13 protein-coding genes and 1 pseudogene are annotated in these 12,433 nt (G+C 68.1%); 9 read left to right on the top strand and 5 right to left on the bottom strand.

Annotated elements, in window-relative coordinates; genetic code table 11:
• Window positions 1–193 precede the first annotated feature (193 nt).
• The 5 genes and pseudogenes from LTV02_RS17055 to LTV02_RS17040 all read left to right on the top strand — a co-directional run bounded on the left by LTV02_RS17055 (window position 194) and on the right by LTV02_RS17040 (window position 2,389).
• Window positions 194–856 carry a respiratory nitrate reductase subunit gamma gene (locus tag LTV02_RS17055; protein ID WP_233040934.1) on the top strand — a complete coding sequence of 221 codons (663 nt, stop codon included), beginning with the start codon at window positions 194–196 and terminating at the stop codon, window positions 854–856.
• Between the two features lie 13 nt (window positions 857–869).
• Window positions 870–1,130 (top strand): annotated as a pseudogene (locus LTV02_RS39750) (sigma factor); the annotation flags it as partial.
• Window positions 1,131–1,171: 41 nt separating this feature from the next.
• Entirely contained in the window at window positions 1,172–1,396 is a 225-nt protein-coding gene (locus LTV02_RS39630; protein ID WP_408639371.1) for a hypothetical protein, read from the top strand.
• Window positions 1,393–1,839, top strand: a complete 447-nt coding sequence (locus LTV02_RS17045) for a flavodoxin domain-containing protein (protein ID WP_233040933.1) — start codon at window positions 1,393–1,395, stop codon at window positions 1,837–1,839. The genes LTV02_RS39630 and LTV02_RS17045 overlap by 4 nt, the downstream gene beginning before the upstream one ends.
• A gap of 106 nt (window positions 1,840–1,945) precedes the next feature.
• Window positions 1,946–2,389: an SRPBCC family protein gene (locus LTV02_RS17040; RefSeq protein WP_233040932.1), complete on the top strand. Its 444-nt coding sequence runs from the start codon at window positions 1,946–1,948 to the stop codon at window positions 2,387–2,389.
• Window positions 2,390–2,395: 6 nt separating this feature from the next.
• On the opposite strand, the gene LTV02_RS17035 is transcribed toward LTV02_RS17040, so the two are convergent.
• The gene (locus LTV02_RS17035) at window positions 2,396–2,671 is read right to left on the bottom strand and encodes a hypothetical protein (protein WP_233040931.1); all 276 of its coding nucleotides are present in this window, start codon (window positions 2,669–2,671) and stop codon (window positions 2,396–2,398) included.
• Between the two features lie 72 nt (window positions 2,672–2,743).
• On the bottom strand, window positions 2,744–3,691 hold the full coding sequence (locus tag LTV02_RS17030) for a helix-turn-helix transcriptional regulator (protein WP_233040930.1): 948 nt from the start codon (window positions 3,689–3,691) through the stop codon (window positions 2,744–2,746).
• 63 nt (window positions 3,692–3,754) lie between these two features.
• Here LTV02_RS17030 and LTV02_RS17025 point away from each other — a divergent pair, with 63 nt between their 5' ends.
• Window positions 3,755–4,906, top strand: a complete 1,152-nt coding sequence (locus LTV02_RS17025; RefSeq protein WP_233040929.1) for an epoxide hydrolase family protein — start codon at window positions 3,755–3,757, stop codon at window positions 4,904–4,906.
• Here LTV02_RS17025 and LTV02_RS17020 read toward each other — a convergent pair.
• Window positions 4,834–6,069, bottom strand: a complete 1,236-nt coding sequence (locus LTV02_RS17020) for an MFS transporter (protein WP_233040928.1) — start codon at window positions 6,067–6,069, stop codon at window positions 4,834–4,836. The genes LTV02_RS17025 and LTV02_RS17020 overlap by 73 nt on opposite strands.
• 90 nt (window positions 6,070–6,159) lie before the next feature.
• On the opposite strand from LTV02_RS17020, the gene LTV02_RS17015 reads away from it, so the two are divergent.
• Window positions 6,160–7,041 (top strand): LysR family transcriptional regulator, encoded by an 882-nt coding sequence (locus LTV02_RS17015; RefSeq protein WP_233040927.1) that lies wholly within the window; start codon window positions 6,160–6,162, stop codon window positions 7,039–7,041.
• On the opposite strand, the gene LTV02_RS17010 is transcribed toward LTV02_RS17015, so the two are convergent.
• Window positions 7,029–7,820 carry an SDR family NAD(P)-dependent oxidoreductase gene (locus LTV02_RS17010; RefSeq protein WP_233040926.1) on the bottom strand — a complete coding sequence of 264 codons (792 nt, stop codon included), beginning with the start codon at window positions 7,818–7,820 and terminating at the stop codon, window positions 7,029–7,031. The genes LTV02_RS17015 and LTV02_RS17010 overlap by 13 nt on opposite strands.
• 161 nt (window positions 7,821–7,981) lie before the next feature.
• On the opposite strand from LTV02_RS17010, the gene LTV02_RS17005 reads away from it, so the two are divergent.
• Complete coding sequence (locus LTV02_RS17005; RefSeq protein ID WP_233040925.1) at window positions 7,982–9,400, top strand: DUF1254 domain-containing protein; 1,419 nt, start codon at window positions 7,982–7,984, stop codon at window positions 9,398–9,400.
• Window positions 9,401–9,452: 52 nt separating this feature from the next.
• Here the strand turns inward: LTV02_RS17005 and LTV02_RS17000 are convergent, their stop codons facing one another.
• Window positions 9,453–11,291 carry an alkyl/aryl-sulfatase gene (locus LTV02_RS17000; protein WP_233041599.1) on the bottom strand — a complete coding sequence of 613 codons (1,839 nt, stop codon included), beginning with the start codon at window positions 11,289–11,291 and terminating at the stop codon, window positions 9,453–9,455.
• Window positions 11,292–11,733: 442 nt separating this feature from the next.
• Between LTV02_RS17000 and LTV02_RS16995 the strand changes: the two genes are divergently transcribed.
• Window positions 11,734–12,330, top strand: a complete 597-nt coding sequence (locus LTV02_RS16995) for a TetR/AcrR family transcriptional regulator (RefSeq protein WP_233040924.1) — start codon at window positions 11,734–11,736, stop codon at window positions 12,328–12,330.
• Window positions 12,331–12,433 lie beyond the last annotated feature (103 nt).

Below are 12,433 nucleotides of genomic sequence, written 5' to 3'. Positions count from 1 at the left end.
CCGACACAATGGACTGTCTGAGGCAATCCGCTCGAAAGCGCTCGGCGCGGCACCGGAAAAACCGGGTGACCGGTCGCCGGCCGGTCGGAATCTCTACTGGTTAGGAGCCTTTCGGCACTTTTCCAGCGACCGGTTCCGTGCGACAGTAAGGTGCGCGTCGGGAGCGGATCCGAAGCGGGCAAGGAAATCGACGATGATGATCGCGTTATGGGTGCTGCTGCCCTACGGAGCCATCCTCTCGTGCGTGATCGGGCATCTCTGGCGCTACCGCCGCGACGGGTTCCGCGGTCACCTCTACGGGCCGCACATCGACCGCGCCGAACGCTTCGGCATCCACGCCTTCCGGATCGGCGTGCCCATCCTGTTCGTCGCCCGCGTCACCGAAGTCTTTGCCGCCGGACCGGATTCGCGTCCCGAGGGCGGCATCCGGATCCTCATCATCGTGCTGCAGGTCGTCGCGATCCCGCTCGCCATGACGGGCGCCGCGCTCATCCTGGTGCCCCCGCTGATCGCCGCCGACGCCCGCCGGCGCGTCTCCGCGGTGGACCGGCTCACCCTGCCGGTGCTCGTCGCCACCGTGCTCTCGGCCATGCTGGTCACCTTCGACGCCACCCCCGGCGACGGCCGATACCGCAGTGCCGAAACGCTTTTCACCTGGTCGCGCTCGGTGCTGACGCTGCACCCGCAGCCCGCGGTGATGGCGCACGCCCCCGCGCTCTATCAGGCGCGCGGGCTCATCGTCATGCTGCTCATCGCCATCTGGCCGTACACCCGGCTGGCCGGCATCTTCAGCATTCCGGCCATCCGGATGCTGCGGCAGACCTCGCGGCTCGCCGTGCTCGCGGTCGCGCGCTGATAATTTGGTCCGCATGGCGGACTTCGGGGGAACTGACCAGTTCGCTCGGCTGCGCCCGCTGCTGTTCACCCTCGCCTACGAGATCCTGGGCAGCGCGGCCGATGCCGAAGACGTGCTGCAGGACAGCTATCTGCGCTGGAGCGCCGTCGACCATGCGGCGGTGGAACATCCGCGCGCGTACCTGACCCGGACGGTCACCCGGCAGGCGCTCAACCATTTACGCACCACTTCCCGCCGCCGCGAGGACTACGTCGGCAGCAGGCCGCCCGCACCGGCGACACCCGCGCGCTGCTGGAGCTGCTCGCACCCGACGTCGTGCAGATCTCCGACGGCGGCGGCAAGGTCAGCGCGGCCCGGTATCCCATTCTCGGCGCCGCGAAGGTCGCCCAGTTCGTCCTCGGCCTGCAACGGAAATACCTGGCCGACACCGATTTCGAGGTCGCCGCCTACAACGCCCAGCCCGCCGTTCTCACCCGAGTCGGCGGCCCCCGCCGGTGTCTCCGAGATATCCGGACCCACCAGAAAAGGAGCGTCACATGAAAACCGCACTCGTCTGCGTCTCGGTCTCGCACGGCAATACCCGCCGCATCGCCGAGCAGATGGCCCCGATCCTGCACGCCCCCATCCTCGAGCCCGAGGAGATCGACCCCGCCGCGCTCGCGGACTACGACCTCGTCGGTTTCGGCTCCGGCATCTTCAACCTCGCCTTCCATCCTCGTCTGCGCGACTTCGTCCGCTCACTGCCCGAGGGCCGCCCGCGTCGCGCGTTCGTCTACGTCACCAGCGGATTCCCGCCCCGCACGCATCCGCTCGTCCAGCAACTCGAAGGCAAGGGCTACCAGGTGGTGGACACCTTCGCCTGCCGCGCCCTCGACACCTGGCTGCCCTTCAAAGCCGTCGGCGGCATCCGCAAGGGCCGCCCAGACGCGGCCGATCTGGCCGCCGCCCGCGCCTTCGCCGAAAAGCTCCGCGACCGGCCGTGACACGCCGTCTGGGATCGATTCCATTGCGCACCTGCCGTTTTCGGAGATTCCCACAAGATCGCCGCGTCGCGTGGCCGAACCGCTCCGCTCGTGCCATGGTGGAGGCATGCTGCCCGACGCGGAGTTGAATCCGGCTGCGGTCGAGATCGGCGGGTTCTTCCCGCAGCCACCCGATGCCCTCTGGGAGGCGCTCATCGAACCGCATCTGGTCGAGCGCTGGCTACAACTGCGCTCCAGCGGATTCGTGGCGGCGGTCGGCACCCGCTTCGTCTTCGCGGTGCCCGGCACGCCGCCCGGCGAGATCGCCTGCGAGGTGCTGACGGCCAGCCCGGGGGAGCGGCTCACCATCAGCTGGGTGGATCTGCGCGCCGAGCGTCCCGCGCGCTGGGTGGTGGATTGGCTGATCCAGCCCGAGGGACGCGGGACGCGACTGTTGCTGACCCAGACCGGTTTCGATATCGAGGACCGGCGGCAGAAGATGGCGCGCAATGCCATGGAACGCGGCTGGAAGACCACCCTGTCGCGGTTGCGCGAGGTGCTCGAGCGCTGACCCGGATCAGCGCGGCAGCGAGCCGTTCGCCTCGGAGGTGACGGTCCCGCGCCGCGGCAGGACCGAATCGTCCACCAGGCGTAGCGCGGTGAATCCGCGTTCGGCGGCCAGCCGGCGAATCGCCGCCACCTCGTCGTCGGTCCGCTCGGTGACGTCGATGCTGACCTCGGCATCGGCCAGGCTGTGCCCGGCATCGGCCAGCTGCGTGGCCAGCATGGTGAAGGTCAGGAGCGCGTGCTCCTCGAAGAGTTGCTCGGGCTCTATATGCGGTATCCCCTTCATGAGCAGGCAGCGTATGCAGTGGGAGGGGAGGAAGGTGGCATCGATGCCTGGCGTGTCGGATTCGCGGCGTTTTCACCCGCCGGCCGCGCGGGATAGCCGAGCGGCCAGGTCACGGACGTGATCGGCGAGTTCGGGCGGGTGCAGGACACGGAATTCGAAGCCGAAGGACACGGTGTAGAAGGCGATGGCCGCCAGCGATGGTCCGCCGGTGTGCAGGATGCAGGATTCGGCGTCCACGGGTTCGAGGACCCCGACCGTGGGGGCGATGCGGTCCGCGGCGGTTTCGACGGGCGTGTGCAGCAGGATGCGGGCCTGGTGCCGGTAGGGCGCGCTGGTGATGCCGTGCGAGACCAGCTCGGCCGGGTCGGGCGCCTCGCGCGGAGTGAAGCGCGGACCGGTGGGGATGCGCGGGGTGAGCCGATCCACCCGGTAGGTGCGCCAGTCCTCGCGATCGACATCCCAGCCGGTCAGATACCAGCGGCGGCCGGTGTGCACCAGACGATGGGGTTCGGTTGTGCGGCGGGCGGATTCGCCGGCGTGGGTACGGTAGTCGAACCGCAGCCGATGCTGATCGCGGATCGCGGCGGCGATGACGGTCAAGGTGTCCGGGTCCACCTGCGGGCCGCCCGCGGGCACCGCGACCGTCGCGGCCTGCAACGCGGTCATGCGATGCCGCAGCCGCGACGGCAGCACCTGCTCGAGCTTGGCCAGCGCCCGCAGCGAACTCTCCTCGATCCCGGCGATGGTGCCGCCCGCGGCCGTGCGCAAGCCTATGGCGACGGCGATCGCCTCCTCGTCATCCAGCAGCAGCGGCGGCAGTTTCGCGCCCGCGCCCAGCCGGTACCCGGCCGACCCGGCGCTGGCGTGCACGGGATAGCCGAGCGTGCGCAGTTTCTCGATATCGCGGCGCACCGTGCGCACATCCACCTCGAGTTGATCGGCCAGTTCCGCGCCGGTCCAGTCGCGCGGAGTCTGGAGCAGGGACAGCAGGCGCAGCAGTCGCGCGGAGGTTTCCAGCACGAATCCGATTCTGCCCGACACCTAGGGCGGAACCTGTCCTAACCGGCTCCTACCGTAGTTCTCATGAGCAACGAGATCCTTCCCTTCCGCATCGAAATCGCCCAGGAACAGCTCGATGATCTGCGCGCCAAACTGGATGCCGCCCGCCTGCCCGCCCCGCTGCCCGGCGACGACTGGGACACCGGCGTCCCCGTGCACTGGCTGCGTGAAATGGTCGACTACTGGCGCACCGGATACGACTGGCGCGCCGCCGAAGCCGAATTGAACCGCTACCCGCAGTTCGCCACCGAAATCGACGGGCAGCGCATCCATTTCCTGCACGTGCGCTCCGCCGAACCGGAGGCGACGCCGCTGCTGCTCACCCACGGCTGGCCCGGCTCGATTGCCGAATTCCTCGACGTGATCGGGCCTTTGACCGATCCGGGCGCGCACGGCGGCGACCCCGCCGACGCCTTCCACCTGGTGATCCCCGCCCTGCCCGGCTTCGGATTCTCCAGTCCCATCAACGATTCCGGCTGGACCAGGGCCCGCATCGGCCGCACCTGGGCCGAGCTGATGAACCGTCTCGGCTACGAGCGCTACGGCGTGCAGGGCGGTGACATCGGCGGCTCGGTCAGCCCCGAAGTCGCCCGCACCGCACCGGATCACGTGATCGGCGTGCACGTCAACGGCGGCACCAACCTGCCCCCGGTACCCTTCCCGGACAGTGAACGCGAGGGCCTGAGCGAACTGGAACTCGACCGGGTGCGCCGGATCAACGATTTCATGCGCGAGGAATTCGGCTATGTCGCCATCCAATCCACCCGTCCGCAAGCCCTCGCCTACGGCCTGGTCGATTCCCCGGTCGGTCAGCTGGCCTGGATCATGGACAAGTTCCGGGAGTGGACCTTCCCCCGGAACGTGCTGCCCGACAAGATCATCAGCCGCGATCGGCTGCTCACCAATGTCATGCTGTACTGGCTCACCGGCACCGCCGGCTCCGCGGCCTACGTCGGCTACGCGAACGTCGGCTCCTGGGGTGAGCGGCCCGCGAACTCGGGGGTGCCCACCGCCGTGCTGGCCTTCGCCCACGACGTCTGCATCCGCCGCTACTGCGAACCCTCGAACACCATCGTCCGCTGGACCGACGTCGACCACGGCGGTCACTTCGCGGCGCTCGAGGAACCCGCGCTGCTGGTCGCCGACATTCGCGAATTCTTCCGCGACCTGCGCTGACCGTCCGGGGTGGTGGCCGTGACGAACAGCGATGCCGCGCACAGCGCCACCCCGAACCAGACGGCTCCGTTCACCCCCGCGCCGTCCGCCAGCAGGCCGCCGAACAACGCGCCCAACGCGATCGACAGGTTGTAGCCGAGCGTGTTGATGGACATGGCGGCCTCGAAGGCGTCGGGTGCGGCGGCCAGCGTCGAATTGATCTGGCACAGATTGGCCGCGCCGAACGAGACGCCCCACAGCACCATGGCCAGCACCAGTCCGGTGCGGGAATCGCCGAAGGCGAGCAGCAACAGCAGCGAAACCACCAGTCCCGCACCGGCGGTGAGGAATGTTGCGCGCAGGTTCCGGGCGACGGCCTGCCCGGCGAGGAAGTTCCCGGCCGCGCCGCCCAGCCCGTAGACCATCAGCAGTCCGGTGACGAACCCGGCCGAGGCGTTCGAATTCTCCTCGGCGAACGGCCGAATGAACGTGTACGCCCCGAAATGCCCGAGCACGTACAGCATTACGGCGACCATCACCGCCCGCAGCCGCGGATTGTCGAGCGGCAGCCGGAACACCTCCCGCACCGACACCGCGTTCTCCGAAGGCAGCGACGGTATGACGGCGGCCACCGCGACACCCACCACCGCCGCGAGGGCGCTCCAGATCAAAAACGTTGTCCGCCAATCGGTAAGACTCTCGAGCAACGTGCCCAGTGGAATCCCCACCACGGTGGCGATCGAGATCCCCGACAAGGCCACCGCCGCCGCCCGGTTGGCGTGCTGCTCCGGCACCAGCCGCATGGCCATACTCACCCCGATGGCCCAGAACATCCCGTGCGCGAACCCCATCGCCAGCCGCGTGGCCAGCAGGATCGGAAAGTTCGGCGCCACAGCGGTAATCAGGTTCCCCGCCGCCAGCACCGCGAGCAATGCCGCCAGCAGCAGCCGCCGATCCACCCGGCGCGTCCACGCCACCAGGAACGGCACCCCCAGCCCCGCCGACACCCCGAACAGCGTCACCATCAACCCGGCCACGCCCACCGCGACGTCCAAACTAGACCCCACGGCCGTCAACAGCCCGACCGGCATCAATTCGGTGGTGACGAAGGTGAACAGGCTGGCGGTGATCACCCCGACGCCCACCCAGGGCCGCCACGCGCCCTCGCTAACCCGTTGTGTCACTTCACTACTCATACGTAGATCCCACCCCGCGCCGATCGATGAGTCCAACACATGTTTGTCACCGCATCGATCGTGATTCAAGATTGATCCGTGGAACTCCAGCAACTGCGCTACGTCCTCGCGGTAGCCGAAACCAACAGCTTCACCCGAGCCGCCGAACGCTGCCTGGTGGTCCAATCCGCCCTCAGTCACCAAATAGCCCGCCTGGAAAGGGAACTCGGCGCCAAACTCTTCGAACGCACCAGCCGCCGGGTCCGCCTCACGCCCGCCGGCGCCGCCTTCCTGCCCGCCGCCCGCCAATGCCTCGCCGCCGCCGAGCGCGCCGCCGCCGAAGTGGCCGCGGCCATCGGCGAAATCCGGGGCACCCTGGCCCTGGGCCTGATTCCCACGGTCACCGCCGTCGATATCCCCGCGGCCCTGCGCGACTTCCGGGAACGTCACCCGCAGGTCCGCATCACCCTGCGGGTGGGCGCCAGCGACGATCTCATCGCCCGGGTCGAACAGGGCGAGCTGGACGCGGCCTTCCTCGGCCTGCCCGTCACCACCGAGCCGAAGGGCGTATCCGCCCGGGAACTGGGGCGCGACCGCCTGGTGGCGGTGGTGGCGCCGACCCACCCCCTCGCCTCGGCCCGGGCGGTGGATCTGCGCACCCTCGCCGCCGAAGTCTTCGTGGACCTACCGGCGGGCACCGCCGGCCGAATCCAATCCGATCAGGCCTTCGCCGCCGCCGGCCTCACCCGCGACGTAGCCTTCGAGGTCACCACGGCCGACTACATCGCTCGCCTCGTCGCCCCGAATCTGGCCGTGGCCATGCTCCCGGCCGCCTACGCCGCCGAGATCCCCGGCGTGGCCGCCCTCGAAATCACCGACGCCCCCGCCCGCGTCGAATACGCCGTCTGGAGCAGTCGATCCACCACTCCCGCCGCAACCGCGTTCCTCACCTCCCTGGGCATCGCGGTTCAGGAGCGATGAGGGTAGGCGCCGCCGTCCACGATGATGCGCTGTCCGGTCAGGTAGCCGGCGGCCGGGGAGGTGAGGAAGGCGACGACCTCGGCTACTTCCTCGGGGCGGCAGACGTGACCGAACGGGGCCGTCGCGTCGAGATCGGCGGCTTGGCGGGAAACACCGGCGGTCAGGGCGGTGGTCAGCCGGTCGCCCATCTCGGTGGCCACCAGCCCGGGAGCGACGATGTTCACGTGAATGCCATGGGGCGCTTCTTCTTTGGCGAGGGTGTGGGCCAGGGCTTCCAAGGCGGCTTTGGCCATGTTGTACGGAGCCCCGGCGGCGCCCAGCGCGTGGGCGGCGACGCTACTGATCATGATGATGTCGCCGCGCGGGCGGGTGCGCATGCCCGGGAGCACCTGACGGGTGAGATGGTGGGGCCCGATCGCCTGGACGCGGAGCAGCCGTTCTACCTCGTCGGAGGCGGTATCGGCGACGGTTTGCCCGCGACTGGCGATGCCGCCGTTGTGTACCAGGATGTCTATCGGGCCCAGGTCGGCCGTGATTCGCTCGACCATGGCGGTGACGGCGGGGAGATCGTCCACCGGGGCTTGGACAGCCACGGCCTCGACCCCGAGCTTGTGGAGTTGTTCCACGGTCTCCTCGGCGGAGGCGGCATCCCGGCGGTAGTTGACGGCCACTTTCGCGCCACGCGCGCCCAGCGCCAGGCTGATGGCGCGGCCGATACCGCGCCCGCCGCCGGTCACCAGGGCCACGCGGCCCGCCAATTCGGTTGCTGCGGTGTTCATTCGAGCTCCTTTGCCGATGAGTAGTCCGATCATCGCGCGCGACGGTGGCCGGTGTCGATGGCGGGCGGCGACACCGGCGGGGCGGGATGTCCGAAATGGGCGATCGGTTAGGGCAGACTCGGCTACCGGATGGTCTGTTGCCGAATGGAGGAGCTGGGACGATGCGGTTCGGTCAGAATCTCGACGAAGGGATTTCGCGGCGGGCCGTATTCGGGCTCGGGATGGCGGCCGCGGCCGCGTTCGGGCTGAGCGCCTGTGGCGATTCGGGTGATTCGAGTTCGGCGACCACCAGCACGACACCGCCGTCGAACGATCCCAAGGACATCGCGATCGATGCCTACGTCTTCGGCTATCCGCTGGTGCTGACCGATGTCACGCGCGAGACCGGGGGACCGGCCAACCAGTTCGTGCACCAGAATCCGCCGACCCCGCAGGAGAAGCAGGTGGTGCGCCTGAATCTGGACACCTTGTATTCCCAGGCGTGGCTGGATCTGCGAGCCGAGCCGATGGTGTTGCAGGTGCCCGCCATCGAATCGGGGCGGTACTGGCTCATGCAGTTGCTGGATGCCTGGACGAACACCGTGCACGATCCGAGCAGCATGGATCAGCAGATCAAACCCGGGAAATCCGATCCGCCCTACACCTATCTGATCACCGGGCCGGACTGGTCGGGCTCGGTCCCCGGCGGCATGACGCAGCTGGCGATGCCCACCGGAACCACCTGGCTGCTGGGCCGCATCGAATACAAGGGGACCGCTGATCTCGCGAATGTCCGTGCGATCCAACGGCAATTGAAGCTGGCCCCGCTGAGCGTGTGGAGCGCCGACCCGAACGCGGTGCAGGGCGGACCGGGTGCGCAGGCCGCCGGCGGTCCGTCGCCCGCGTACACCGTCGCCGCCATGGACGGCCCCACCTTCTTCGATCGCCTGTGCGCGGTCATGGCCTTGAATCCGCCCGCCGCCGCGGACGCCCCCGCCATGAAGCGCTTCGCCACCATCGGCGTGAAGCCCGGCGCCACCATCGATCCGCTCTCGGCCGACCTGCTCACCACGGCGGCGACCACGGCGCGCAAACAGATTCCGGCCTACCACGATCCGGACGGCCAGGACCAGAACGGCTGGGTCTTCGACCTGAACGTCGGCACCTACGGCACCGACTATCCACTGCGCGCCGAGGTCGCCATGCTCGGTCTCGGCGCGAACCTGCCCAAGGACGCCGTGTACCCGACGGTGAACGCGAATGCCGACGGCGGCAAGCGTTTCCGGCTCACCTTCCCCAAGGGCGAACTCCCGCCCGTCGGCGCGTTCTGGTCGCTCACCGCCTACGACGCGCACAGCTACCTGATCGACAATCCGGCCGGCATCTACTCGGTCGGCCATCTCACCCCCGCGGTAGCCGGGTCGGACGGTTCGGTCGAAATCGCCATCCAGAGCGAGGATCCCGGCTCGTCGGTGCCCACCGGCAACTGGCTCCCCATCCCCGCCTCCGGCCCGTTCTCGGTCACCCTGCGCCTCTACGCCCCGAAAGCATCGGTGCTGGAAGGCAAATGGCGGGTGCCCAAGCTGGAAACCGTGGGCTGACACGCCGGCGGCGGAGGTGCACCACCACCTCCGCCGCCGCATGTTAATACCGTTACGGGGTAACGATATTGAAGTTCGGGTCGGGCTTGTCCAGCACGCTCTTGAGCTGCGCCAGCTTGGCCGGATCACCGCTGACCTTGATGGATCCGTTCTGGATCTCCTTGACGATGTCCTGAGCCCCGGTCATCACCGCGATCAGCTTCAGGCGCGGCAGCGTGAAGGTGGCATCCGGTGCGGGACCGGAGAAGTCGGCCGGCTTCACATAGTGGATGAGCACGCCGTTGCGCAGTTCGGTGCGGTAGGTCTGGTTCTGATCGGTGATCACCCAGTCGTTGACCAGCTTCAGATCCCACGCCTTGGGCCCGTTCACCAGGAACGCCGCCGAATCGAAGACCTGATCCACGCTCAGCGCGCTGATCATGCTGACCGAATTGGCCTTGGTCGGCGTCCCGAAGTTCCCGTTGCGCAGCTCGTACGCGCCGGAGAGATAGAAGTTGCGCCACGGCCCGCTCTCGGACCCGTAGCCCAGCTGTTCGAAAGCGCTGGCCTGCAACATCTTCGCCTTCTCGTTGTCCGGCTCGGCGAAGATCAGATAGTTGAGCGCCTGCACCGCCCAGCGGTAATCGCCGTCCGAGTACGCCTTGCGCGCGGTCTTCAGCACTCCGCTCGCGCCGCCCATGGCCGCCACATGCCGCTTGGCGTTCTCGACCGGCGGATGCTCCCACAGGTGCGCCGGATTGCCGTCGAACCAGCCCATGTACCGCTGGTAGATGGCCTTCACGTCATGGCTGACGGTGCCGTAGTAGCCGTGGTTGTACCACTTGGCCTCGATGGCCGGCGGCATCTGGATCATCTCCGCGATCTCGATGCCGGTGTAGCCCTGGTTCAGCATGCGCAGCGTCTGATCGTGCAGGTAGCCGTACGTATCCCGCTGCAGCTGCAGCCATTCGGTGAGTTTGTCGTTGCCCCAGGTGGGCCAGTGGTGCGAGGCGAAGGCGACATCGGACTTGGCCGCGAACATATTGATGGTCTCGGTCAGGTACTGCGACCACACGTGCGCGTCGCGCACCAGCGCGCCGCGCAGCGTCAGAATGTTGTGCAGCGTGTGAGTCGCGTTCTCCGCCATGCACATCGCGCGGAAACCGGGGAAGTAGAAGTTCATCTCCGACGGCGCTTCGGTGCCCGGGGTGATCTGGAAGACGATCTCCACGCCGTCGATGTTCTCGGTCTGCCCGGTGTGGGTGACGTCCTTGGTGGGCGCGATGAGGCTGACCGTGCCGGTGGAGGTGGTCATGCCCAGGCCCGCGCCGACCTGACCCTTCTCACCGCGCGGTAGCGCCGCGCCGTACATGTAGGCCGACCGCCGCGCCATGGCGGTGCCCGCGAAGATGTTCTCCGCGACAGCGTGTTCCATGAAGCCCTGCGGCGCGATGACCGGAACCTTGCCGGAGGCGGCGTCTTCCGCGGTGGTGACGCCCATGGCCCCGCCGAAATGGTCGACGTGCGAATGCGTGTAGATCAGGCCCACCACCGGCTTGTCGCCGCGCTTGGACCGGTACAGCTCCAGCCCCGCCTTGGCGGTCTCGACCGAGATGAGCGGATCGATGACGATGATGCCGGTCCGGCCCTCGATGATGGTCATGTTCGACAGGTCCAGGCCGCGGATCTGGTAGATGCCCGGAACCACTTCGTACAGGCCCTGTTTCACCACCAGCTGGCTCTGCCGCCACAGGCTCGGGTTCACCGAGTTCGGACAGGAGCCCTGCAGGAAGCCGTAGGAGTCGTCGTCCCAGACGGTATTGCCCTTGGCGTCCTTGATGATTCCGGGCTCGAGCTTGGCGATGAAGCCCCGGTCGGTATCGGCGAAGTCGGTGGTGTCGCCGAACGGCATGGACGACTGGACCGATTTCTGCCGATCGATGATCGAGCTGCTGGCGTCGACCGCGTCCTTGGAGCTCTTCTCGGCGGCCGAACCGTTGTCGGAGTTGCTGTCGCAGCCGGTGGCGGTGACGCCGATGCCGGCGGCGACCAGAGCCGCGGCGCCGACGCCGAACACCCCGCGCCGGGACATGGTGAACCCGTTCGGCTTCGGATCGTCGCCGGCGGGGGTGCGGTTCTGGTCTGACATCGGTGTCTGCTCCTGTCTCGATTCGACATTGGTGAACACACGGCAGAGCTCAGTAACCAGTTAGTTGCTGTGATTCTGCCAGGGGGCGGTGTGGATCAAGGTCGTTTCCCTCACCCTAACACGCTATTGCAGTCATACTGCAATAGGATCGGCAAATGACCTACCCACGGGGACGTGTTCCGGCCGATGTGATCGGATTTCCGGTATGACCGACGGCGACCAGGGGCGCACCCGACGGCGGCGCAATCCCGAACAGACCCGCAAGGCGATCATCGCCGGCCTGCTGGCGGCGGTGCACGACGGCGATTTCGACCCCACCACCAAGACCATCGCCGAACGCGCGGGCGTGTCGGAGCGCAGCATCTTCGTGCACTTCCCGACCCGCAACGACCTGCTGGTCGCGGCCGTGGAGGTGCAATCCGACGCCGTCGAGGCGGCGATCGCCCAGGTGGATCCGGCGGCCCCGCTGCCCGAGCGCATCACCGCGGTGGTGCGCCAGAGCGAGCGCATCTTCGCGCTGCAACGCGAGCCGCGGCTGATCGGCCTGCTGGAATCACCGGGCGTACCGGGCCTTGACGCCCGGATGCGACTGACGGACAAGCGCATTCGCGAGGGCTTGGCCAGGACTTTCGCCCCCGAACTGGCCGCCGCCACCGGCCGCGAGGAACTCCTCGATCTGATCGACGCCACCGCCGGCTGGGCCTACCGCCACCACCTGATGGACCGCCGCCGGCTGTCCGAGCGCGCGGCGTCCAAGGCGATCAGCCGGACGCTGCGGGCGCTGCTCGGGGACGGCCGCTGAGGCCCGCGTGATCGATTGCCGACAATTTGCCGTTGGCAGGTAAGTCGGTCTGGCATAGAGAAATGCCGGTGTGACGAGATGAGGGGGTCGTCACACCGGCATT

The sequence above is a fragment of the Nocardia yamanashiensis genome, from assembly GCF_021183565.1.
GTDB classification, from domain to species: Bacteria; Actinomycetota; Actinomycetes; order Mycobacteriales; family Mycobacteriaceae; genus Nocardia; species Nocardia yamanashiensis.
This window is presented reverse-complemented; position numbering and strand designations above follow the sequence as displayed.

Excerpts from the sequence above, each read along its gene's own strand:
- LTV02_RS17055 (WP_233040934.1), top strand. The coding sequence starts at position 194 with ATGATGATCGCGTTATGGGTGCTGCTGCCCTACGGAGCCATCCTCTCG.
- LTV02_RS17045 (WP_233040933.1), top strand. The coding sequence starts at position 1,393 with ATGAAAACCGCACTCGTCTGCGTCTCGGTCTCGCACGGCAATACCCGC.
- LTV02_RS17040 (WP_233040932.1), top strand. The coding sequence starts at position 1,946 with ATGCTGCCCGACGCGGAGTTGAATCCGGCTGCGGTCGAGATCGGCGGG.
- LTV02_RS17035 (WP_233040931.1), bottom strand. The coding sequence starts at position 2,671 with ATGAAGGGGATACCGCATATAGAGCCCGAGCAACTCTTCGAGGAGCAC.
- LTV02_RS17025 (WP_233040929.1), top strand. The coding sequence starts at position 3,755 with ATGAGCAACGAGATCCTTCCCTTCCGCATCGAAATCGCCCAGGAACAG.
- LTV02_RS17010 (WP_233040926.1), bottom strand. The coding sequence starts at position 7,820 with ATGAACACCGCAGCAACCGAATTGGCGGGCCGCGTGGCCCTGGTGACC.
- LTV02_RS17005 (WP_233040925.1), top strand. The coding sequence starts at position 7,982 with ATGCGGTTCGGTCAGAATCTCGACGAAGGGATTTCGCGGCGGGCCGTA.
- LTV02_RS17000 (WP_233041599.1), bottom strand. The coding sequence starts at position 11,291 with ATGCCGTTCGGCGACACCACCGACTTCGCCGATACCGACCGGGGCTTC.
- LTV02_RS16995 (WP_233040924.1), top strand. The coding sequence starts at position 11,734 with ATGACCGACGGCGACCAGGGGCGCACCCGACGGCGGCGCAATCCCGAA.